The sequence below is a fragment of the Vibrio rumoiensis genome (assembly GCF_002218045.2).
Taxonomy (GTDB): domain Bacteria; phylum Pseudomonadota; class Gammaproteobacteria; order Enterobacterales; family Vibrionaceae; genus Vibrio; species Vibrio rumoiensis.
This window is the reverse complement of sequence record NZ_AP018685.1, coordinates 670,460-693,048: the sequence shown is the minus strand read 5'-3', so window position 1 is coordinate 693,048 and position 22,589 is coordinate 670,460. Positions and strand designations below refer to the sequence as shown.

Here is a 22,589-nt window from a genome sequence, read left to right as displayed (position 1 = left end):
TACAAATTAAACTGTTTTTAAGAAGGCGCGATTCATAGCATTAGCTATATAAGAACGCGTCTTTTCTAACTTAACTGCATTCATCAAGCGATGAATTGGCGTGATTCAAAGTGGAGCACTCACACATGGCTAAGCATTTATTTACTTCAGAATCGGTATCTGAAGGCCATCCAGATAAAATTGCTGATCAAATTTCTGATGCAGTATTGGATGCAATCCTAGAGCAAGATCCTAAAGCACGTGTGGCGTGTGAAACTTACGTAAAAACCGGCATGGTCATGGTGGGCGGTGAAGTCACGACTTCTGCTTGGGTTGATATTGAAGAAATTACTCGTGAGACCGTTCGCGAAATTGGCTATGTTCATTCAGATATGGGCTTTGATGCGGATTCTTGCGCAGTATTAAATACGATTGGTAAACAATCTCCAGACATCAACCAAGGTGTTGATAAAGCCGATCCAAAAGATCAAGGGGCTGGTGACCAAGGTATTATGTTCGGTTACGCTTGTAACGAAACAGAAGTATTGATGCCTGCACCAATTACTTACTCTCACCTACTAGTACAAAAACAGGCTGAAGTACGTAAAAGTGGCAAACTGGACTTCTTACGTCCTGATGCAAAATCTCAAGTCACCTTCCAATATGACCAAGGCAAGATTGTTGGTATCGATGCCGTCGTTTTATCGACTCAACACTGTGATTCAATCTCAACTCCAGAGCTACGTGAAGCGGTAATGGAAGAGATCATCAAACCTGTCCTTCCTTCTGAGTGGCTAAATAAAGAAACGAAATACTTTATCAACCCAACCGGTCGTTTTGTAATCGGTGGCCCTATGGGTGACTGTGGTCTAACCGGCCGTAAAATCATCGTTGATACCTACGGCGGCGCAGCTCGTCACGGTGGCGGTGCATTCTCTGGTAAAGATCCATCAAAAGTTGATCGCTCAGCGGCTTACGCTGCTCGCTATGTAGCGAAAAACATTGTCGCGGCAGGTCTTGCAGATCGTTGTGAGATTCAACTGTCTTACGCCATCGGTGTCGCAGAACCTACCTCAATCATGGTAGAAACATTTGGCACAGAAAAAGTACCATCTGACATCATCATTGAAGCAGTACGTCAGCACTTCGATTTACGTCCATACGGCTTACAAGAAATGTTGAACCTGCTTCAGCCTATCTACAAGAAAACAGCTGCGTATGGCCACTTTGGTCGTGAAGAATTCCCTTGGGAAGCAACCGACAAAGCTGAAGCACTGCGTGGATTTGCTGGCTTATAATTAGCACTGATAACAAACCACTGTACTTTCAAACCCTTGCCATTCGGTAAGGGTTTTTTATTACCTATCAAACATTCCCACCTATCATACTTGATTAATTTTTAATCATTAAATTTGTATTTACTCCAAATAGCGACAATATTTATAAGTGATGCAAGCACCAACTTGTTCCCTCATGAACTGCCAGGAGGATTTATGCCTCGTATAGCCAAAACATCTGACTTTAAAACACCGGATAATGAGTACGCTCGGACCATACCTTGCGAAAAGCTTAGCCTATCTTCCCCATTACAGTGGGTAAAAATGGGGTTTAAAGATATATTTAAAGCACCTCTAATTAGCTTCTTCTATGGCATCTGTTTTGCGGTTGCCGCTGGGGGAATTGAATGGTTAGTGTATTTACAAGGCTCCCACTTAGTGATTTTTCCAAGCCTAATTGTTTATATGCTGATTGGCCCATTTTTAGCGCTAGGTCTTTATGACGCGAGCTGGCAAATAGAAAAACATCATAAACCCAAATTATTCCACTCAATAAAAGCGATTAAACGCAATGGTGTATCCCAATGGAGCTTCGCAATACTACTTTGTGTTGCAATGATTTTTTGGATGCGTATCGCCGCGTTATTACACGCCTTATACCCAGAAATGCAAGGCGCTTCATTAGAGGCTTTCTTACCATTTTTAATCAGTGGCTCTGTGGTTGGCTTTATTTTTTCTTGTGTCATTTTCTCTATGTCAGCGTTTTCAATTCCTTTGATGATGGAAAGACGCGTCGATATGATGACCGCCGTTTTTACTAGCTATAATGCCGTCAAAAACAATCTCGGCCCTATGCTCGTATGGGCAAGTATCATTGTTGTAGGTATTGGGTTTGGGTTTGCCACCGCAGGAATTGGAATGATCATTGCGATGCCTGTTTTGGGGTTTGCAACTTGGCATGGATATCGACAAACCATAAGCCGAAAACATTAATGATGGCATATCACACTATTCTCCATTAACATTCGGATCCCTCATGGGATCCGTTTTTATAGAGAGTTATTGTGTCAGCCATCCTTATTCCTCAAGATTTAATCAATCAACTGGAAGACAGTCTTAGCCATCATCTCAAACAAGCGGAGTTAGCCTTTGAATGCGCATTCCCAACGCCAGAGTTATCGTTCAAAGTACGCGGTAAAGCAGCAGGAAAAGCCTATCTTCAGCAATGGCAAATACGATTAAACCCGACCTTATTAATCGAAAATCAACAGGCTTTCATTGAACAAGTGATTCCCCATGAGTTGGCTCACCTCATCACTCACCATCAATTTGGCCGAGTAAGACCTCATGGCAAAGAATGGTGTCATGTTATGACCAATATTTTTCATTGCCCACCTAAAACTTATCACGCATTCGATATTACCTCAGTGCAAGGCAAGACATTTCAGTATCAATGCCAATGCAAAATTCACCAATTATCGATTCGTCGACATAATAAAGTACAGCGCAAACAAACTCGTTATCATTGTTTGTTATGTGGTACTCAATTAATTAGAGATATTAAAAACCAAAAAAATGATCTATGACCAATAAAGTACCTCATATTAGTTTATGATTATGCCATAAATCATCCCGCTTTCTTCGAAGTAATACTATGACCACCGCCATGAATGAATATCAACACATACTCGAGATTCACCCTAATCCATGCGTGATTCATATTGACTTCAAGCCACTCTACGCTAATGACGCCTTTGCTCGCTTTAGTGGGTTAAAAAGTGCAGATCAAATACTAGATATGGAATCATTAATGGTGCTGATTAACCCAGAAGAAAGGGAAGATGCACGAGTCCGTTATAAGCAAGCCTTCGCAAAACAACAAACGGAACCCAAAGTGATCGCTCATACCGATTTACTCGGTAATCCCGTAATGGTTGAAATCATAGATAAGTTGATAAACTGGAAAGGCCAAAAAGCTCTTTGTACCTTTATTAGCATTGTGACGGATACCGTTAACAAGCAGCGCCGCTTAAAAAAATTAGCAGAACAAGATCCGTTAACTCAATTGCATAATCGTCGTTATATCATTGATAAAATCACTCAATTACACCATAACGGCATTGCAAAAGAGTTTTTCATTGCGATCGTCGACATCGATTACTTTAAAAAAGTGAATGATACTTATGGTCACTTAGCTGGCGATAAAACCTTACAGCAATTCGCCGAACTGCTACAAGGCTTCGTTGGAGTGAATGATTATCTGGCTCGTCTCGGTGGTGAAGAGTTTATCCTGCTGATTCGTTCAAATTCCATTCAACAGGTCATGGCTCGTTTAGAATCGCTACGCGCATCAATCGAAAATAATCATTTTATTATACCGGTCAAAGAAAACGTTGAACCATTAAGAATTCGTTGCACTGTCTCAATGGGCGTGACGCAAATTCAACAAGATGAGAAGATCGATTTAAGCTATGTCCGTGCCGATGAAGCGCTCTATCTCGCGAAACATCAAGGCCGCAATCAAATCATCGTCAAAGACTAACGCCAGTACCCGCCCCACTCACCTCAGCACATAGTAAAAATATTTATCGTAATAGACGTGAAAGTTAAGGCTATAACTTTCACTGACCCCTTGTTTTTTAGCCTAAAAACATCCATGTTAAGAAAAGCGTTAAACCTTACACAGGTCATTACATGAGAATCCCAAGAATTTACCACCCCGAAGCCATTGAACAGTTAGGGGAAATCCACTTATCTGAAGATGCAGCAGGTCATGTTGGTCGAGTACTGCGTATGACTCAAGGGCAAGAAGTCCTATTATTTGATGGCTTTGGCGCGGAATTCCCAGCCGTCATCTCTGCAGTATCAAAAAAAAATGTCACCGTTGAAGTTACAGAAAGAATTGAACGAAGTGTTGAATCCCCATTAAATCTTCACCTTGGACAAGTTATCTCTCGTGGCGATAAAATGGAATTCACCATCCAAAAAGCGGTCGAGCTTGGGGTAAACACCATTACACCATTAATTTCAGAACGTTGTGGCGTGAAACTCAATGCCGATCGCTTCGAGAAAAAACTGCAACAATGGCAAAAAATCGCCATTGCCGCCTGTGAACAATGTGGTCGTAATATCGTGCCAACTGTTCGCCCTCTCATGCAGTTAGAGCAATGGTGCGCTGAAGATTACGACGGATTAAAGCTCAACCTACACCCTAGAGCTAAATATTCAATTAACACGCTACCGGCCCCTGTCAGTAAAGTGCGTTTATTGATTGGCCCAGAAGGTGGGCTATCTGATGAAGAAATTCAAATGACGGAACAATATCAATTTGAAGAAACGCTATTAGGCCCACGCGTACTACGCACCGAAACCGCTGGCTTATCAGCAATTACCGCCTTACAAGTTCGCTTTGGCGATCTAGGTTAATCCACAAATTTCATACCACATGCTGGTATTAATGAATTCGCCAACTATGGAGTATCAATGATGAAAATTGGCATCGTAATGGACCCGATTTCAACCATTAACATTAAGAAAGATTCAAGCTTCGCAATGCTACTAGAAGCCCAACGTCGTGGTTGGGAAATCCATTACATGGAAATGTCTGATCTTCATTTAGATCAAGGCAAACCTCTAGCTGATACCAAAATCGTCAACCTGTTTGAAGATGCCAATAAATGGTATGAATTCACGTCAGAACAATCGATCGAGCTATCAGAGCTTGATGCGGTATTAATGCGTAAAGATCCCCCTTTTGATACCGAATACATCTACGCAACTTACATCCTTGAGCGTGCTGAAGAACAAGGCACTCTTATCGTCAACAAGCCACAAAGCTTACGTGACTGCAATGAAAAAATATTTACCGCTTGGTTCCCAGAACTGACCCCAACAACGCTCGTCACCCGTAAAGCTGAAAAAATTAAAGCCTTCCGTGAAAAACATGGCGATGTCATTTTAAAACCACTTGATGGGATGGGCGGTGCGTCTATTTTCCGGGTTAAGCAAGACGATCCTAACGTTTCCGTTATTATCGAAACCTTGACCAACCACGGCCAAAACTACGCGATGGCGCAAACTTTTGTGCCAGACATTAGCAATGGTGACAAACGCATTCTAGTCGTTGATGGCGAGCCAATGCCTTACTGCTTAGCGCGTATTCCCGCAAAAGGTGAAACACGCGGCAACCTGGCAGCCGGTGGTCGTGGTGAAGCACGTCCATTGAGCGAGACCGATCTCAAGATTGCTCAAGCCGTAGCACCAACATTAAAAGAAAAAGGCTTAATTTTCGTTGGTCTTGACGTGATTGGTGATAAGTTAACAGAAATCAATGTTACCAGCCCAACCTGCATCAAAGAGATTGAAGCGGCATTTGACATTTCAATTACCGGTAAATTAATGGATGCCATTGAGCGACGTGTTGAGGCGGCTAAATAGCCCTGATTCACCGTAAAGCAAATCAGTATGGCGATAATTATGTCGCCATGCTTAATTTTTCCCTATGGAGAGCAGGATGAACCTAACTGATCACTTTTTGATTGCTATGCCGAGTATGCAAGACTCTCATTTTACTCGTAGTGTCATTTATATCTGCGAACACAATGAAGATGGCGCAATGGGGCTAATCATCAATGATCCTGTCGGTATTGATATTAGTAATATGCTCAATCAAATTGACGTTCAACCTGTCCACCCTAGAATTTGCCAACAAAGCTTATCTGCCGCAGTGTTAAACGGTGGCCCTGTCGCCAATGACCGTGGTTTTGTCTTACATACTCGTAAAGATACTTATCAATCAAGTATTGATATCACTGAAGCACTTGCAGTGACCACTTCCAAAGACATTCTAACCGTATTAGGCACCGAAGCTGAGCCGAAAAACTTTATTGTTACACTTGGTTATTCTGGCTGGGATTCAGGTCAGTTAGAACAAGAATTATTGGATAACGCTTGGCTAACCGCCCCCGCTAACCTAGAAATACTGTTTGATACTCCCGTTCATCTTCGCTGGAAAAAAGCAGTACAATTACTTGGGATCAGCGTTTCACAGCTATCTGGCGATGCCGGTCACGCTTAAGCTTCGCGATAATTACACTTATAGAGAAACATCATGTCCAACCAAACCATCATGGCATTCGATTACGGCACCAAAAGCATCGGGAGCGCCATAGGCCAAACCATTACTGGCACCGCCTCACCTCTCAAAGCTTTTAAAGCTCAAGATGGCATTCCAAAATGGGAAGACATCGAAAAACAAATTAAAGAATGGCAACCAGACTTAGTCGTCGTGGGTTTACCGACCGATATGCAAGGCAAAGATCTTACCGATATCACGACTCGAGCACGCAAATTTGCTAACCGCCTACATGGCCGCTTCGGAGTAAAAGTCGAGTTGCATGATGAACGTCTTTCGACTCAAGAGGCGCGCGCCGAGCTATTTTCAATGGGCGGCTACAAAGCTCTGACCAAAGGCAACGTCGACTGCCAATCTGCAGTAGTGATCTTAGAGAGTTGGTTTGAGAATATGTGGGATTAGGTTTTCGGCTAAAACCTAGAACATAACATTCGCCCCCGCAACTTAGGTTGTGGGGGCGTTTTTTTGACCGTTGCTCAACTCTAGGTGTTATGTTATAACATACGATATTGCTTATCTAGTAATATAAAAAAAGGATTTAAGATGCGCTTTTCAGTAAAAAAATCTGTCGTTTTATGTGCCGCTGTTTTCGCGGCAAGCGGATTAACTGGTTGTAATAGTGATTCTAATGATAAAAGCTCTAATGATAGTGACATCGTTATTTTAGATGAACTCTATGCAGGTAAAGACCCAAGTACCGTAGATGATGATGCTGTCGTGGGTGAAACTTATACTTTTGATGGCGGTATTCCTTTCTTTAAAGCGATAGACCAAACAGATGTTGATGAATTAAATGTAGCAATAGCAACCTTAGGCAAAGTAACTCAGCCTTATGACCTAGAAAGTGACAAACTACGCACTAACCTTCGTGCGCGTGTACGCTGTGGTAATGATTCAGTGACACAAGTCGTTGAACACATACAGCCAGATGGGCAAGGGGATTATACTTTCGCAGACCATCTCATCGATGATGGCAATGGTGGCTACGCAACAATTATAAATAAACCTTCTTACCAAGATACTAACGCTCGCTGGAAAGTCGGCCAACCAGAGTCTGGCATTAAAGGAGAATGGACTTACTCACCTGAAATTCTTGCCGTACCGCAAACCAAACAAGCTCTATATCAAGAGACAATGGATACTGCATTTGCTACCTTCCAGCAAATCAATCAAACCTATAAAAATGAAACGGCTCAAACTGTCGTGGATACACTAAGCGGCAGCATAGATGAAAATGTTTCTGATGTGAATGCTTTGATTGTTGGCTCAGAAAGTGATGTTGATGTGATTTTTGAACTAAATGGTTTGAAGAAAATTGAACATCCCGTGGGCTATGATGATGTTCAGTATGTCACTGTAGGTTCAAAAATTGGTGTTTATGAGTTGAGAGGTTCTCATAACACCTGTGAATACTCTTTAGCTATCCTTTCTGGTTCAAACTACGCTGCTGACATCATATATAAAACACTAGAAATTCAAGGCACCTATCAACCAGAAGACGAAATGACCGACGACATGTATTAAGTCTGACTGAAGTTTAAGCAACAAAAAACGGGGTGATTTCTCACTCCGTTTCTTTATGTCTCAGCAAGTGTGAAGAACTTAATCCATATCGATACGTATACCGCTGAGTGCACTGCTGCCACTGGTGTCGCTGCTGTGCGACTTCAGCATCAAGCGTAGATCGTTGGCCGAGTCGGCACTGTGGAACGCGTCCTCTTCGGTGATCTTGTCTTCGATGATCAACTTAAATAGTGCTTGGTCAAAGGTTTGCATGCCACTTTCACCCGATTTTAGCATCGTCGATTTTAGCCCGTGCAATTCGCCACGACGGATTAAATCTGACACGCGTGGCGTATTAAGTAGCACTTCAAAAACACCATGGCGACCATTGCCATACTTATCTCGTACAAGTTGCTGGGCAACCACCCCTTTCAGGTTCAAAGATAAATCAAACAAGAATTGTTCTTTTTGCTCTTTCGGCACTAAGTGCAAAATGCGCTCTAACGCTTGGTTAGCATTATTGGCATGCAAGGTTGCCATACACAAGTGACCAGTTTCAGCAAACGTCATAGCATATTCCATAGTTTCTCGGCTACGGATCTCACCAATTAAAATCATGTCTGGTGCTTGGCGTAAAGAGTTCTTCAGTGCCACATCATAACTTTCTGTATCTAGGCCAACTTCACGCTGAGTAACAATACATTTTTTGTGTTCATGAACAAACTCTATCGGATCTTCCACTGTCAATATATGACCAGTTTTGTTTAAGTTACGATAACCCGTCATCGCCGCCATCGACGTCGATTTACCTGACCCCGTAGCACCGACCACCAGCACTAAACCACGCTTTGCTGTCGACAGTTCTTTTAGCACTTCAGGTAAATGTAGCTCTTCCATACTCGGGATACGTGTTTCAATTCGACGAATAACCGCCCCTGGTAACTCTCTCTGGAAAAAAGCACTGACACGAAAACGCCCTTCTCCATGCGTAATGGCAAAATTTGCTTCATGAGTAGATTGGTACTCTTGGCGTCTTTCGTTATCCATCATTTCAAATAATAAGGCTTCTACTCCACCTTTATCTAATGGATCACCATGTGCTTTAAGCTCACCATCAATGCGAAACAAACATGACGCACCAACCGTCAAATAAATGTCCGACGCTTTGGATGACACCATGATTTCGAGTACTTGAGAAAGTTGCATACGGTTTCCTTTGGATTAATAGGGCGACGTTGGCGCTAGGGTTTCAATTTTGCTTTCAACTTCTTCTTGACTCACTAAACCTTGCATCAGTAGCTGTCGAGCCGCTTGCTCCATGGTTTGCATCCCCATCGCTGAACCAGTTTGAATAACCGATAACATTTGAGCGACTTTATCTTCACGAACCAGGTTACGAATAGCAGGAGTGGCAATCATCACTTCATGACAAGCGATACGCCCACCGGCATCCCCACCGCGTTTTAATAACTTCTGCGCAATCACCGCACGCAAAGACTCCGATAACATAGAACGAACCATGTTTTTATCTGTGCCTGGGAATACATCAATAATACGGTCAATGGTTTTAGCGGCAGAACTGGTATGCAAAGTACCAAACACTAAGTGACCAGTTTCAGCAGCCGTTAATGCCAAACTGATGGTTTCTTTATCACGTAGTTCCCCCACCAAAATTACATCAGGGTCTTCACGTAACGCCGAACGTAGAGACGCTTCAAAGCTATGAGTATCACGGTGAACTTCGCGTTGGTTAACCAAACATTTTTTATTCGAGTGAATAAATTCGATAGGATCTTCAATCGTCAGAATATGCTTTTTGTGATTACGATTAATGTAATCCACCATCGCCGCTAAGGTTGTTGATTTACCTGAACCGGTTGGGCCAGTCACTAACACTAAGCCTTTTTCATAATTAGCAATTTTTTCGAAAATCTCGGGTGCTGAAATATCTTCAAATGAAGGAATTTCTACCGGAATGGTACGAAATACAGCCGCACAGCCGCGAGATTGGTTGAAAACATTGACACGAAAGCGACCAATATTTGGCAGTTCAAACGAAAAATCGATTTCTAGTTTTTCTTCAAATTCGCTACGCTGGGCATCGTTCATAATATCAAAGACTAATGCATGAACATCTGAATGAGTAAAAGCTGCCATTTCCAACTGTCTGATGTCGCCATCAATACGTAAGATTGGAGGAACGCCAGCAGAAAGATGTAGATCTGATGCATTATGCTTTACACTAAATTCCAATAACTCAGCAATATCCATTTATATTCCTTATTGAAGAAAAACTATGATGTGTTCTGATAAAAATAGTATTCAACAAAACATTGAACAAATTAATCAGCAGATTCGTACCGCTGAGCAACAATATGGGCGCCATTCTAACTCAGTACACCTACTAGCAGTAAGTAAAACTAAGCCTATTGCCGCATTAGAACAGGCCATTGCCGCAGGACAAAAACGTTTTGGCGAAAACTACGTCCAAGAAGGCGTTGAAAAAATACAGTACTTTTCTCAACACTATAATCACAGTGACCTTGAATGGCACTTCATTGGACCCATTCAATCTAATAAAACTCGACCGATCGCAGAAAATTTTGATTGGGTTCACTCGGTAGATCGTGAAAAAATTGCGCAGCGACTCAATGACCAGCGTACCAACGACAAGCCATTGCAAGTTTTGATTCAGGTGAATACCAGTGGTGAAAGCTCGAAATCTGGTACCGATCATGAGCAAGTTTTTGCCTTGGCTAAGTTGATAAATGACTTACCGAACCTCACATTAAGAGGGTTGATGTCAATTCCTGAAAATGTCCCCGATTACCCAGCGCAGTTGGCCGCATTTCAGCAATTGGCCGAGTTAAACGACTCATTAAAAACACACTACCCTCAAATCGATACACTTTCGATGGGAATGAGTGGTGATATGCAAGCCGCGATTGAAGCGGGAAGCACGATGGTTCGTATCGGTACTGCTATTTTTGGTGCCCGAGGCTGATTTTTGAGTACAAAGCACAAGCGTGATGATGACTCAGTCGGTATACTTGCCTCAGACTATAAGACCATGGATTTAGATTAAATAGGATGACCTAATATGGAACAACGTAAAATCAGTTTTATCGGCTCTGGCAATATGGCGCGTTCCATTTTTGCAGGCATGCTATCCAGTGGCTACAAAGCAGGTAATATCACTGCAACTGGTCGCGATGAAGACAAGCTAAAACATCTTGCTGATTGTTACGGAATCCACACGACAACCGATAATGTCGCAGCCGTTGAGCAAGCAGAAGTGGTCATTTTATCGGTTAAGCCACAAATGATGGCAGAGGTATGCGCTGATTTTCAATCCATTGATCTGAGCAACAAATTAATCATCTCGATTGCCGCTGGTATTTCAGCTAAACGCCTGAACGAAATGCTAGGCCAAACGGTACAACTGGTACGCGTGATGCCCAATACCCCATCATTGGTGGGTAAAGGCATGAGCGGTTTATTTGCGACCGATAACGTCTCGGAAGATGACAAAGATTTTTCAGGCGATTTAATGTCTGCCGTGGGCGAAATTTGTTGGGTAGATGAAGAATCTGGCATTAATAATATTATTGCTGCCGCTGGCAGTGCACCAGCTTACTTCTTCTTATTTATGGAAGCGATGCAACAAGAAGCTATGGCACAAGGTTTCAATAAAGATACCGCGCGACTACTGATTCAACAAGCGGCTCTAGGCGCAGCTGAAATGGTCGTGGCGAATCCTGAACTCGATTTATCAACACTCCGTGAACAAGTTACATCAAAAGGTGGGACGACCGCAGAAGCACTCAAAACGTTTAACGAACATCACCTTTCTGACATCGTCGCCAAAGCGATGCAAGCGGCGGTTAGCCGCGCTGAAGAAATGGAAAAACTCATTTAATTTCGATTTAAATATTAATAACAAGGTTTGCAGTAATGAACTCAATGACTTTTTTAGTTTCGACCGTATTCGACCTCTACATTATGGTCGTGATTTTACGCGTATGGTTACAAATGGCGCGTGCTGATTTTTACAATCCGTTTTCACAGTTTGTTGTGAAAGCGACACAGCCTATCGTCTCACCGCTGCGCCGATTAATTCCATCGGTGGGTAACCTTGATCTCGCCACAATTCTTTTTGCTTATGTGTTAAGCGTCGCGAAATTCATCTGCTTAATTTTAATCTCCAATGGCAGTTTAGTATTTAGTGTGAGCTTCTTGTTGTTTGGCGCACTTTCATTGGTTAAAGCCATTGGTGGATTGCTCTTCTGGATCTTACTGATCCGCGCCATTTTAAGCTGGGTCAGCCAGGGTAATAGCCCAGTAGAATATGTGATGATTCAGCTGACTGAACCATTACTATCGCCAATCCGTCGTCTGTTGCCGCCAATGGGTGGTTTTGATCTCAGCCTACTGGTTCTGTTCTTAATCCTACAATTCGCCAACTATTTAATGGGCGATGTAGTCGGTCCGATTTGGTACCAGCTTTAATCCATGGCATATCCGGTACAACTCGCAGAAGAAGATTTACTTCTGCGAGTCTACATTCAACCCAAAGCAAGCCGGGATAACATTGTCGGCTTGCATGGCGATGAAATAAAAATTGCTATTACTGCCCCGCCTGTCGATGGCAAAGCCAATGCTCACCTAACCAAATACCTCGCAAAACTTTGTAAGGTATCAAAAGGTTCGGTTTGTATTGAAAAAGGTGAACTCGGCAGACACAAAACCATAAGAATCACCGAACCGACGGTAATTCCAGAGGCCATCCAAAGCTTACTTTAATAAGGATATATTGATGAAGAAATGGATCACTATTGCGATGTTCGCTTTATTTACTCTGCCAAGCCATGCTGCGCAATTCAAAACGATTAAGAATAGTGAAATCCATTATTCTGCTTTTAATTCTGCCATGCTGACGCCAGAAGTCGCCACTCAATATAAATTAAAGCGTAATGGGTATTCGGCCATTTTAAACATCAGCGTATTAGACACCAGTAAACTCGGCAAACCGGCAGTCAATGCAAAAGTCACTGGAAGCAGTAAGAATCTGATTGGTCAAACAAGACAATTAAACTTCAGGCAAGTGAAAGAAGGCGATGCGATTTATTACTTAGCAGAGTTTCCGATCTCTAATGAAGAAAATTTAACGTTTAATATTGATATCGACGCTGGTAACACTGGCAGCGGCCCTATCACCTTCAATCAAAAGTTTTACGTTGAAGAGTAAATAACACAGGATTTCAAATGAAAAAGCTCGTTCTTGCCACTGGCAACCAAGGTAAAGTCAAAGAAATGGCGGATCTGTTGTCAGAATTTGGCTTTGATGTTGAAGCGCAAAGCCAATATAACGTTTCTGAAGTGGCGGAGACTGGCACCACCTTTATTGAAAATGCGATTATTAAAGCTCGTCATGCAGCAAAAGAAACGGGTCTGCCTGCGATTGCTGATGACTCAGGGCTAGAAGTTGATGCGTTAAACGGAGCGCCCGGCATTTACTCTGCACGCTACTCAGGTGAAGGAGCAACAGACCAAAGTAACCTAGAAAAATTACTCGCAAACATGAACGACGTACCAGAAGAACAACGTAGCGCTCGCTTTCACTGCGTACTGGTACTGATGAAACATGAAAATGACCCAACACCATTGGTATGTCATGGTCAATGGGAAGGAAAAATCCTTACGGCACCGCAAGGTGAAAATGGTTTTGGTTATGATCCGGTATTTTGGGTGCCAGAAGATAGTTGTTCTTCCGCGGAACTAGAGCCGGTGCGTAAGAAGCAATTATCACATCGAGGTAAAGCCTTGAAGAAATTGTTTGCAGCGCTATCTAATTCTCCACAATATTTAAGTTAAGACATGACCTCTCTCTCTCCGCCACCATTAAGCTTATATGTACACATCCCATGGTGTGTACAAAAATGCCCGTATTGTGATTTTAATTCTCACGCTCAAAAAGGCGAGATCCCAGAAACCCAATATATTGATGCATTACTTGAAGACCTCAAAACGGATGTAGAAAAATACCAACTGATTCAAGCACCGCGTTTATTGCACTCTATTTTTATTGGTGGTGGCACTCCTAGCCTAATTTCACCTTCAGAAATTGGTCGTTTATTGCAAGGCATAGAAGCGCTATTGCCTTTTGAAGATAATATTGAAATTACTATGGAAGCCAACCCTGGTACCATTGAAGCAGAGCGTTTTGCTCAATTTCAAACTCAAGGTGTGAATCGTATTTCAATTGGAGTACAAAGCTTTGAGGAAGAGAAACTGCAAGCCCTAGGTCGAATCCATGGCCAACAAGAAGCGGTCAATGCCGCCAAACTGGCTCATAAAATCGGTTTAAACAGTTTCAACCTAGACTTGATGCACGGACTCCCGAATCAAACCCAGTCACAAGCACTCGCCGATTTAGATAAAGCGATTGAGCTTAATCCTTATCACTTGTCTTGGTATCAATTAACCATTGAACCCAATACCTTGTTCTACTCAAAACCCCCCATTCTTCCTGATGATGACGACTTATGGGATATTTTCGAACAAGGCCACCAGCGGTTAACTGACGCTGGTTATGTGCAATACGAAATTTCAGGCTACAGTAAACCCGGTTATCAATGCCGTCATAATTTGAACTACTGGCACTTTGGTGACTATTTAGGAATAGGTTGCGGATCCCATGGCAAGTTAAGTTTTGCCGATGGCCGAATTGTTCGCACCACTAAGGTCAAGCACCCTAGAGGCTACTTAGCGGCGTATCAAAACCTCGTCAAAAGTTACTTAGACACGGAAACCTTAGTCGAAGCGGAAGATCGTCCGTTTGAGTATTTTATGAATCGTTTTCGCTTAATCGAGCCTTGCCCGAAAACCGAGTTTGTCGAGCGTACTGGACTTGCGCTTTCCGTCATTGAAACACCAATCCAAACGGCGATAGAGCAAGGATATTTAACCGAAACGGAAAGCCATTGGCACATTACTCAGAAAGGTAAATTGTTTTTTAATGACTTGGTGGAGTTGTTTGTAGAAGAAGAATAAAAGACGAATCTCGTTTCTCGAACGCTTTGCTTCTCGTCACTTGAAATGACTATCGAGCGACGAGTAACGAGATTCCGATTGACGTATATCCAAAGTAATTGGAGTTGCAGGGAGGCGACAAGTGAATGAGGCCTCATGAGCATAGCTCGCCTATGTGATTGTGGCGAATGAACGCAGTCAACAAAGCTGCAGCTTCAAGTACGAAGGATATATCGCTTTAAAATATCGACCGCCCTAATTCGGTCGATAAGATTTCTAGCGCAGCAGTACCGGCGAGTGAGTTTCCTGATTTATCTAACTCCGGCGACCATACCGCAATACTCATTTCACCAGGAATAACCGCCACTATTCCACCACCTACACCTGATTTGCCCGGCATACCAACCCGAAACGCGAACTCACCAGCACCATCATATAGACCACACGTCGCCAATAAAGCATTTAAGCGCTTAGTTTGATTGGGGGCGACAATTTGCTTTTTAGTCTGCACCGATTGACCTTTATTAGCCAAATAGCTGAATGTTTTCGCCAAATCGACACAGCTCATTTTTAGTGCGCAAGCATGGAAGTAATTATTTAAAACAGGAATCACCTCATTTTCAAAGTTACCAAATGAGCGCATCAAATAAGCAATCGCGGCATTTCGGTCACTGTGTAGCATTTCCGATGCGGCCACTACTTTGTCATACACAATATGAGTATCACCCGAGAGTTGACGAGCAAATTCTAATAAACGTTGACGAGGGGCCGACAAGCGAGATTGCAGCATATCTGCCACCACAATCGCCCCTGCATTAATAAAGGGGTTACGAGGAATGCCTTGCTCAACTTCTAGCTGAATCATCGAATTAAACGCTTGGCCTGATGGTTCTTTACCAACACGTTTCCAAATTTCTTCAGATTCATACAGCCCCATCGCAAGGGTAAGGCTAAGCACTTTAGAAATCGATTGAATCGAAAACGCTTCATCGGCATCTCCTGCTTTGACGATTTTCCCATCATTGGTATAAACCGCGATCGCCAATTTATCATTCGGCACACAAGCCAAAGCCGGAATGTAATCAGCCACTTTACCCTTACCAATTAACGGGCGAACTTGCTCTAAGATATCATTCAATAATTCTGTGGTTGCTTGTGGCATAGCGCTTCCTATTTAGGGGTAATTCACACTTTTCTTGTATCAGATCATATTTCAAGCAACTTGAGTTTTTTATAGTGGCGGTTTTTGTAAAACAAATTCACTCATATAAAAATTATTAAATCAGTCGCTATTTCAACGAGCAAAGTGTCGCTGGTTATTTATCGCTGCAAGGATGGGATGTCATAGTGAAAATCATTATTAATGGTCATACTTTTAGTGTTGATGGAGAGCAAAATCTTCTCAACGCTGCAAAACAACATAAGATCGACATTCCCTCCCTATGTGGCATTAATACGCAGGGAAAAAAAGTCGCTTGTGATTTGTGTATCGTGGAAGTTTCTGATGGCACCACTCAACGCGCTTGTGAAATGCAAGTCTATGATGGGTTGCAAGTCACCACGGAATCTGAGGCATTAAGCGCACACCGAAAGCAAGCGTTGCAGGCGATATTATCAGATCACTACGCAGACTGTGAAGCGCCTTGTAAGGTCGCTTGCCCTGCTGGTGTCGATATTCAATCTTACCTTTATCATATCTCGCAAAATGATCATCAAAAAGCGATTGAAGTCATTAAACGTACCTTACCAATGCCACTATCTATTGGTCGTGTATGCCCTGCATTTTGTGAAACCGAATGTCGCCGTAATATCATTGATGAGCCGCTTGCCATTCGTCAATTAAAACGTCATGCCGCAGATGCCGATCTTGCCGCTCAACAAGCTTACGTGCCGCCAAGAAAATCAGCCAAACAAAAACACATTGCGGTAGTGGGTAGTGGTCCAGGAGGATTAACGTGTGGCTACTACCTCACCAATGAAGGTTATGAGGTTACCGTATTTGAATCGATGCCAAAAGCTGGTGGTTGGCTACGATATGGCATTCCAGAGTACCGCTTACCTAAAGATATTCTTGATAAAGAAATAGAATTAATGTGCCGTAATGGCATGCAAATTGAGCTCAATAAGAAGCTCGGTGATGACTTCACACTCAGCAGCCTAAGCCAAGAATTTGACGCGGTTTGCCTTGCGATTGGAGCATCAAAAGCAGTAGAAATGCACTACCCAGGTTCGGATCTTGATGGCTGCTATTTAGGTGTCGATTACTTAAAAGATTACGTTATGGATCATCGTTACACCACAGGCAAAAAAGTAGCGGTCATTGGTGGTGGTAATACAGCTATTGATTGTGCAAGAACCGCGGTGCGTGATGGTGCTGAAACCACGTTAATTTATCGTCGAACTCGCGATGAAATGCCAGCAGAAGATTATGAAATCTTAGAAGCGGAGCATGAAGGTGTGCAATTTTTGATGCTGACCAATCCAGTAGAAAACATTGCCGATCAAGATGGCCGAGTCTGCCAAATAAAATTAGAAAAAATGCGTCTTGGTGAAGCCGATTCATCGGGTCGCCGTCGCCCTGAGCCAACTGGAGAGTTTTTCATTCAAGCGTTTGATACCGTGATTGCAGCGGTATCTCAAAAGCCCGATCTCAGCTTTTTAGATAACGACAATATCGAACTGCCGTTATCACGCTGGAATACTGCTGAAGTTGATGAAAATACTATGCATAGTGGCAATGAAAACATCTTCAGCATTGGTGATTTCCGTCGAGGGCCCGCCACCGCTATTGAAGCTGTTGCTGATGGACGAGTCGCCGCAGAAGCCATTGACCGATATTTTCAAGGCACTATGGAGCATATTCCTGTTCGCCAATACGATTCTAAAAAAGAAAAATCGGTTAAACAGGTCGATCCTAAACAATTTGAAAGCATTCAAAAAATCGCTCGTGTTGTCATGCCTGAGCTGCCAATCAGTCAACGCCAAGGTAGCTTTGAAGAAGTCGAAACGGGCTTTGCCAATCAACAAGCCATGGATGAAGCTGCCCGTTGTTTAGAGTGTGGTTGCCAAGCCAATACCGATTGTACCCTACGTGACTACGGAACCGAATATGGCGTAATTGACGATGAGCTAAATAAGTCGATGCAGCAAAAGTTTGCTATTGATGATAGTTCTGAATTCATTACCTTTGATGCCAATCGTTGCATCAGCTGTGGCCAATGCGTGCAAGCCTGTAATGACCGTGGCGTGCATGGCGTTTTAAGCTTTTTGAAAAACCTTGATGGCACACCAATGATGCGCCCAGAATTACGTGCTGGGTTTGATAATGGAACTTGCTCAATGGGGGATTCCAATTGCGTACAATGCGGCCTATGTGTACAAGCCTGCCCAACAGGTGCATTAGTAGACGCGCGCGATAAATCCGAAAGCCGTCTGGATATTCTTACTCCGGTTGAAACCATTTGCACCTACTGTGGCGTCGGATGCAAACTCACTATGTTTGTTGATCAAACCAACAATAAAATCCGTTACGTACAAGGCGCTGACTCGCCAGTAAACCAAGGTATGTTATGTGTGAAAGGCCGCTTTGGCTTTGATTTTATTAATAACCACCAACGCTTAACCACCCCACTGATTCGACGTGATGGAAAGTTACAGCCTGCGAGCTGGCAAGAAGCGATTCAATTGGTTGCCGACAAGTTCAATCATATCAAGAAGAATTCGGGCTCAAATGCTTTAGCCGGTTTCTCATCGGCCAAAACCACCAACGAAGATAACTATGCGTTCCAAAAACTGGTACGTCGTGAGTTTGGTACCAATAACTTAGATCACTGTGCGCGTTTGTGTCACGCTTCAACGGTTACGGGATTAGAAGCGACGCTAGGCAGTGGCGCAATGACTAATGACATTCCCAGTATTCAGCATTCCAATGTGATCTTTATTATTGGATCCGATACCACATCAGCGCACCCAATTATTGCCTCACATATCAAACAAGCCATTCGTCATCAAGGATCGCGCCTGATCGTCGCCGATCCCAAACGCATTGATATGGCCGATCATGCCGAGCTTTATGTTGCTCAACGTCCAGGCACTGATGTGATGTTGCTCAATGGCATCATGCAGCAGATTTTATTACATAACTGGCAAGATCAAGACTACATCAATACCAATACTCAAGGCTTTGAAGCGCTAAAACAAGAGCTTTTAAAACCCGATTATGCACTGGATAAAGTCGAGTTAGTCACCGGTATTAAAGCCGAAGATATTAAACACATCGCACGCACAATTGGTACCGCCAAACGTACCGCAGTTTATTATTCGATGGGTATAACCCAGCACACAACCGGCCATGATAATGTAGTGTCTATTTCTAACCTACAACTGTTGTGCGGTAACATTGGTATTGAAGGCGGTGGAATCAACCCATTGCGCGGTCAATCTAATGTGCAAGGCGCTTGTGATATGGGCGCGCTACCAACCGACTTCCCGGGCTATCAAAAAGTCACCAATCCACAAGTTCACGCCAAATTTGTTGAAGCTTGGAACGCACCACAGCTTTCCAATCAAAAAGGGTTAACCTTAACTGAAATCATCGATGCGGCTTGCCATCAACAAGTGAAAGGCTTGTTTGTTATGGGAGAAAACCCAGTATTAAGCGATCCGAATCAAGCTCATGTCATTGAAGGCTTAAAAGCTCTCGATTTCTTAGTCGTGCAAGATATCTTCCTAACGGAAACGGCCCAATATGCAGATGTGGTATTACCCGCTTATTCATTTGCGGAAAAAACGGGTCACTTTACCAATACCGAGCGACGCGTTCAGCGGTTAACTCCAGCGGTTAAAGCGCCGGGAGAAGCGAAAGAAGATTGGTGGATCATCCAACAAATTGCTAATGCCATGGGTAGCGATTGGAATTACCAATCGGTATCCGACATTACCGCTGAAATTACTCAAGTGACACCACAATATTCTGGCATCACTTGGGATAAAGTAGGAAGAGACGGAGTGCAATGGCCTTGTAATGCAGCGAGTCCAGATGGAACGCGCTTAATGCACAGTAACGGCATTATGCGAGGTAAAGGTCAATTAATAGCGACACCATTTAGATATGCCGCTGAGTTACCCGATCCTGAGTATCCGTTAGTCCTGACGACAGGCCGCGTATTAGAACAATTCCATACCGGTACTATGACCCGAAAAACAAAAGGATTAGATAATCTCGCGGGGCCTCGCGCCATGATCAGTGTGCAAGATGCTGAAGCATTAGGGATTAAAAATGGTGAGCGATTACGTGTCTCAAGCCGTCGTGGGGAAATTGAAATCGACGCTTTTGTCACCAAGCGTATGCAACAAGGCGTAGTGTTTATTCCTTTCCATTTTGTAGAAGCGGCAGCAAATCGGTTAACGGTCACCGCCACCGATCCGCACGCTAAGATCCCAGAGTTTAAAGTCGCGGCAATCAAAATAGAGAAATGCTTAGCCAGTGAACCTGTAACAACATAAACCATTAAGCGTCATGCTTTAAGCCGCTAAATAAAAAAACCAACCGCACGGTTGGTTTTTTATTACTCTCAATTTAACGCCACATTAGCGATTACGGCGGAATTTAATATCCCATACGCCGTGACCTAGACGATGACCACGCGCTTCAAATTTGGTTAATGGGCGCTCATCAGGACGAGGGATAAAATCACCATCGGTGGCAATATTTTCAAAGCCCGGTGCTTCATTCATCACTTCAATCATGTGCTCTGCATAGTTTTCCCAATCGGTCGCCATGTGGAAGATGCCTTCACTTATGATGAGTTTTTGGCGAACCATTTCTGCGAAACCAAGCTGTACAATACGGCGCTTGTGGTGACGTTTTTTGTGCCAAGGGTCTGGGAAAAATAGCTGCAAGGTGATCAGGCTATTATCAGGGATCATGTGTTCGAACACTTCGACGGCATCGTGACACATAACACGTAAGTTCGTCACGCCAGCTTCTTGCGCAGACGCTAAACACGCACCAACACCTGGACTATGTACTTCAATACCAATGAAGTTCTTTTCAGGAGCATTCTTAGCCATTTCAACTAATGACGCGCCCATACCAAAGCCAATTTCCAGCACGACTGGATTGTCATTACCAAAGACTTCCTTCCAATCTAGGCGCTGTTGAACAAAATCAATGCCCATGGTTGCCCAGCATTCTTCAATCGCTTTTTCTTGGCCTTTAGTTAAGCGCCCTTCACGGCGAACAAAACTGCGAATTCTGCGTACAATTTTGCCTTCTTCATTTACTTCGTTAGTTGTTACTTCTGTCATGATTTCGCCTGAAGGTTATGCCAAGTTTTATTTTATTGCTGAAACTTAGCGATTGAAAATAATTAGCGGTTTTAAAATAGCATTAGCTATTCAAAATTAGGGTGAGAATTATCCAAAGATACGCTCAGGGTGCAAGCTTTTATCGCATAATAAAGCGACTTTATCGTCAGTTTATTACTCACTGCCATAATAGCTATTTATTTTCCCATAATATTTACATGGTTTACTTAACTGTATAGCTATGGTGGAATCAACGCCAATTAACATTCAAATAAAGAGCAACCAGTGAGTACCTTTTCTGATTCCATTTTAAATTGGTATGAAAACTTTGGCCGAAAAAGCCTACCTTGGCAACAAAACAAAACCGCTTATAAAGTGTGGTTGTCGGAAATCATGTTACAACAAACTCAAGTCACCACGGTTATTCCTTATTTTGAACGCTTTCTAGAGCGCTTTCCAACCGTCAGTGATCTCGCCAAAGCACATCAAGATGAAGTGCTGCATTTATGGACCGGTCTTGGTTATTATGCTCGTGCACGCAACCTACATAAAGCCGCCCAAATCGTAGAACAAGAGTATAACGGTGAATTCCCAACCAATATTGAACAAATGAATGCCCTTCCTGGCATTGGCCGTTCAACGGCAGCGGCTATTTTATCTTCTGTCTATAAACAGCCTCACGCCATATTAGACGGTAATGTAAAGCGAACTTTAGCGCGTTGCTTTGCGGTTGAAGGTTGGCCAGGACAAAAAGTCGTTGAAAACCAATTATGGGAAATTGCTGAGCAACATACCCCAGAGCATGATGTCGATAAGTACAATCAAGCCATGATGGATATGGGGGCAATAGTATGCACTCGCAGTAAACCGAAATGCGATTTGTGCCCTATTGAAGCGTTTTGCCAAGCTAAGGCTCAACAACGACAACTCGACTTTCCTGGCAAGAAACCTAAAAAAGACAAGCCCGTCAAAGAAACCTGGTTTGTCATGCTGTATCACAATAACCAAGTATGGCTGGAGCAACGCCCTCAAAGTGGTATTTGGGGCGGCTTATTTTGCTTTCCTCAACATCAAGACCAGCACATTGAAGCCCTACTTGATAATAAAGCGGTTCACGATACGCTGATCGAGAAAAAAAGCACCTTAACGGCGTTTCGTCATACTTTTAGTCATTATCACTTAGATATCACGCCTATCTTAGTCAAATTAAACAAACAACCGAGTTTGGTGATGGAAGGCCAGCAAGGTCTTTGGTATAACTTATCTCAACCGAAAGAAGTCGGGCTAGCCGCACCAGTAAAACAACTGCTGCATAGCTTACCCTACGAACTTAACGATTAATTCAATCTCTCAAG

General features: G+C 43.1%; 22 protein-coding genes. 18 read left to right on the top strand and 4 right to left on the bottom strand.

What is annotated here, in order from left to right; translation table 11 throughout:
* The first annotated feature begins 125 nt into the window (after positions 1-125).
* The 9 genes from metK (at position 126) to VRUMOI_RS03120 (ending at position 7,914) form a co-directional block, all read left to right on the top strand.
* On the top strand, positions 126-1,277 hold the full coding sequence (gene metK / locus VRUMOI_RS03160; protein WP_089137892.1) for a methionine adenosyltransferase: 1,152 nt from the start codon (positions 126-128) through the stop codon (positions 1,275-1,277).
* 195 nt (positions 1,278-1,472) lie between these two features.
* Positions 1,473-2,249 (top strand): DUF2189 domain-containing protein, encoded by a 777-nt coding sequence (locus VRUMOI_RS03155; RefSeq protein WP_089137893.1) that lies wholly within the window; start codon positions 1,473-1,475, stop codon positions 2,247-2,249.
* Positions 2,250-2,329: 80 nt separating this feature from the next.
* On the top strand, positions 2,330-2,842 hold the full coding sequence (locus VRUMOI_RS03150) for a SprT family zinc-dependent metalloprotease (protein WP_408646264.1): 513 nt from the start codon (positions 2,330-2,332) through the stop codon (positions 2,840-2,842).
* A 68-nt stretch (positions 2,843-2,910) separates the two neighbouring features.
* The gene (locus tag VRUMOI_RS03145; protein ID WP_089137894.1) at positions 2,911-3,798 is read left to right on the top strand and encodes a GGDEF domain-containing protein; all 888 of its coding nucleotides are present in this window, start codon (positions 2,911-2,913) and stop codon (positions 3,796-3,798) included.
* A 152-nt stretch (positions 3,799-3,950) separates the two neighbouring features.
* Positions 3,951-4,682: a 16S rRNA (uracil(1498)-N(3))-methyltransferase gene (gene rsmE, locus VRUMOI_RS03140; protein WP_089137895.1), complete on the top strand. Its 732-nt coding sequence runs from the start codon at positions 3,951-3,953 to the stop codon at positions 4,680-4,682.
* Positions 4,683-4,739: 57 nt separating this feature from the next.
* Positions 4,740-5,693, top strand: a complete 954-nt coding sequence (gene gshB, locus VRUMOI_RS03135; RefSeq protein WP_089137896.1) for a glutathione synthase — start codon at positions 4,740-4,742, stop codon at positions 5,691-5,693.
* Positions 5,694-5,769: 76 nt separating this feature from the next.
* The gene (locus VRUMOI_RS03130; RefSeq protein ID WP_089137897.1) at positions 5,770-6,333 is read left to right on the top strand and encodes a YqgE/AlgH family protein; all 564 of its coding nucleotides are present in this window, start codon (positions 5,770-5,772) and stop codon (positions 6,331-6,333) included.
* Between the two features lie 33 nt (positions 6,334-6,366).
* On the top strand, positions 6,367-6,792 hold the full coding sequence (ruvX, locus tag VRUMOI_RS03125) for a Holliday junction resolvase RuvX (RefSeq protein WP_089137898.1): 426 nt from the start codon (positions 6,367-6,369) through the stop codon (positions 6,790-6,792).
* A 141-nt stretch (positions 6,793-6,933) separates the two neighbouring features.
* Positions 6,934-7,914 carry a hypothetical protein gene (locus tag VRUMOI_RS03120; protein WP_089137899.1) on the top strand — a complete coding sequence of 327 codons (981 nt, stop codon included), beginning with the start codon at positions 6,934-6,936 and terminating at the stop codon, positions 7,912-7,914.
* 78 nt (positions 7,915-7,992) lie between these two features.
* On the opposite strand, the gene VRUMOI_RS03115 is transcribed toward VRUMOI_RS03120, so the two are convergent.
* On the bottom strand, positions 7,993-9,099 hold the full coding sequence (locus VRUMOI_RS03115) for a PilT/PilU family type 4a pilus ATPase (protein WP_089137900.1): 1,107 nt from the start codon (positions 9,097-9,099) through the stop codon (positions 7,993-7,995).
* 15 nt (positions 9,100-9,114) lie between these two features.
* Positions 9,115-10,164, bottom strand: coding sequence for a type IV pilus twitching motility protein PilT (locus VRUMOI_RS03110; protein WP_089137901.1), 1,050 nt, complete (start codon positions 10,162-10,164; stop codon positions 9,115-9,117).
* A 28-nt stretch (positions 10,165-10,192) separates the two neighbouring features.
* Here VRUMOI_RS03110 and VRUMOI_RS03105 point away from each other — a divergent pair, with 28 nt between their 5' ends.
* The 7 genes from VRUMOI_RS03105 (at position 10,193) to hemW (ending at position 14,946) form a co-directional block, all read left to right on the top strand.
* Positions 10,193-10,897: a YggS family pyridoxal phosphate-dependent enzyme gene (locus tag VRUMOI_RS03105; protein ID WP_231897500.1), complete on the top strand. Its 705-nt coding sequence runs from the start codon at positions 10,193-10,195 to the stop codon at positions 10,895-10,897.
* Positions 10,898-10,993: 96 nt separating this feature from the next.
* Positions 10,994-11,812 (top strand): pyrroline-5-carboxylate reductase, encoded by an 819-nt coding sequence (proC, locus tag VRUMOI_RS03100; RefSeq protein WP_089137903.1) that lies wholly within the window; start codon positions 10,994-10,996, stop codon positions 11,810-11,812.
* 35 nt (positions 11,813-11,847) lie between these two features.
* Positions 11,848-12,402 carry a YggT family protein gene (locus VRUMOI_RS03095; RefSeq protein WP_089137904.1) on the top strand — a complete coding sequence of 185 codons (555 nt, stop codon included), beginning with the start codon at positions 11,848-11,850 and terminating at the stop codon, positions 12,400-12,402.
* Positions 12,403-12,405: 3 nt separating this feature from the next.
* Positions 12,406-12,696 (top strand): DUF167 family protein YggU, encoded by a 291-nt coding sequence (yggU, locus tag VRUMOI_RS03090; protein ID WP_089137905.1) that lies wholly within the window; start codon positions 12,406-12,408, stop codon positions 12,694-12,696.
* Positions 12,697-12,709: 13 nt separating this feature from the next.
* Positions 12,710-13,141, top strand: a complete 432-nt coding sequence (locus VRUMOI_RS03085; protein ID WP_089137906.1) for a DUF4426 domain-containing protein — start codon at positions 12,710-12,712, stop codon at positions 13,139-13,141.
* A 17-nt stretch (positions 13,142-13,158) separates the two neighbouring features.
* Complete coding sequence (locus tag VRUMOI_RS03080) at positions 13,159-13,767, top strand: XTP/dITP diphosphatase (protein WP_089137907.1); 609 nt, start codon at positions 13,159-13,161, stop codon at positions 13,765-13,767.
* 3 nt (positions 13,768-13,770) lie between these two features.
* Positions 13,771-14,946, top strand: coding sequence for a radical SAM family heme chaperone HemW (gene hemW / locus VRUMOI_RS03075; protein WP_089137908.1), 1,176 nt, complete (start codon positions 13,771-13,773; stop codon positions 14,944-14,946).
* Between the two features lie 217 nt (positions 14,947-15,163).
* Here hemW and glsB read toward each other — a convergent pair whose 3' ends face one another.
* Positions 15,164-16,087, bottom strand: coding sequence for a glutaminase B (gene glsB / locus VRUMOI_RS03070; RefSeq protein ID WP_089137909.1), 924 nt, complete (start codon positions 16,085-16,087; stop codon positions 15,164-15,166).
* Positions 16,088-16,269: 182 nt separating this feature from the next.
* Here glsB and fdhF point away from each other — a divergent pair, with 182 nt between their 5' ends.
* Entirely contained in the window at positions 16,270-20,430 is a 4,161-nt protein-coding gene (gene fdhF, locus VRUMOI_RS03065) for a formate dehydrogenase subunit alpha (RefSeq protein WP_089137910.1), read from the top strand.
* An 84-nt stretch (positions 20,431-20,514) separates the two neighbouring features.
* Here fdhF and trmB read toward each other — a convergent pair whose 3' ends face one another.
* On the bottom strand, positions 20,515-21,234 hold the full coding sequence (trmB, locus tag VRUMOI_RS03060; RefSeq protein WP_089137911.1) for a tRNA (guanosine(46)-N7)-methyltransferase TrmB: 720 nt from the start codon (positions 21,232-21,234) through the stop codon (positions 20,515-20,517).
* A gap of 285 nt (positions 21,235-21,519) precedes the next feature.
* Here trmB and mutY point away from each other — a divergent pair, with 285 nt between their 5' ends.
* Positions 21,520-22,575, top strand: coding sequence for an A/G-specific adenine glycosylase (mutY, locus tag VRUMOI_RS03055; RefSeq protein WP_089137912.1), 1,056 nt, complete (start codon positions 21,520-21,522; stop codon positions 22,573-22,575).
* The last annotated feature ends 14 nt before the right edge of the window (positions 22,576-22,589 follow it).

Coding starts and splice junctions, on each gene's coding strand:
- metK (WP_089137892.1), top strand. CDS start 126: ATGGCTAAGCATTTATTTACTTCAGAATCGGTATCTGAAGGCCATCCA.
- VRUMOI_RS03155 (WP_089137893.1), top strand. CDS start 1,473: ATGCCTCGTATAGCCAAAACATCTGACTTTAAAACACCGGATAATGAG.
- VRUMOI_RS03145 (WP_089137894.1), top strand. CDS start 2,911: ATGACCACCGCCATGAATGAATATCAACACATACTCGAGATTCACCCT.
- rsmE (WP_089137895.1), top strand. CDS start 3,951: ATGAGAATCCCAAGAATTTACCACCCCGAAGCCATTGAACAGTTAGGG.
- gshB (WP_089137896.1), top strand. CDS start 4,740: ATGATGAAAATTGGCATCGTAATGGACCCGATTTCAACCATTAACATT.
- VRUMOI_RS03130 (WP_089137897.1), top strand. CDS start 5,770: ATGAACCTAACTGATCACTTTTTGATTGCTATGCCGAGTATGCAAGAC.
- ruvX (WP_089137898.1), top strand. CDS start 6,367: ATGTCCAACCAAACCATCATGGCATTCGATTACGGCACCAAAAGCATC.
- VRUMOI_RS03120 (WP_089137899.1), top strand. CDS start 6,934: ATGCGCTTTTCAGTAAAAAAATCTGTCGTTTTATGTGCCGCTGTTTTC.
- VRUMOI_RS03115 (WP_089137900.1), bottom strand. CDS start 9,099: ATGCAACTTTCTCAAGTACTCGAAATCATGGTGTCATCCAAAGCGTCG.
- VRUMOI_RS03110 (WP_089137901.1), bottom strand. CDS start 10,164: ATGGATATTGCTGAGTTATTGGAATTTAGTGTAAAGCATAATGCATCA.
- VRUMOI_RS03105 (WP_231897500.1), top strand. CDS start 10,193: ATGTGTTCTGATAAAAATAGTATTCAACAAAACATTGAACAAATTAAT.
- proC (WP_089137903.1), top strand. CDS start 10,994: ATGGAACAACGTAAAATCAGTTTTATCGGCTCTGGCAATATGGCGCGT.
- VRUMOI_RS03095 (WP_089137904.1), top strand. CDS start 11,848: ATGAACTCAATGACTTTTTTAGTTTCGACCGTATTCGACCTCTACATT.
- yggU (WP_089137905.1), top strand. CDS start 12,406: ATGGCATATCCGGTACAACTCGCAGAAGAAGATTTACTTCTGCGAGTC.
- VRUMOI_RS03085 (WP_089137906.1), top strand. CDS start 12,710: ATGAAGAAATGGATCACTATTGCGATGTTCGCTTTATTTACTCTGCCA.
- VRUMOI_RS03080 (WP_089137907.1), top strand. CDS start 13,159: ATGAAAAAGCTCGTTCTTGCCACTGGCAACCAAGGTAAAGTCAAAGAA.
- hemW (WP_089137908.1), top strand. CDS start 13,771: ATGACCTCTCTCTCTCCGCCACCATTAAGCTTATATGTACACATCCCA.
- glsB (WP_089137909.1), bottom strand. CDS start 16,087: ATGCCACAAGCAACCACAGAATTATTGAATGATATCTTAGAGCAAGTT.
- trmB (WP_089137911.1), bottom strand. CDS start 21,234: ATGACAGAAGTAACAACTAACGAAGTAAATGAAGAAGGCAAAATTGTA.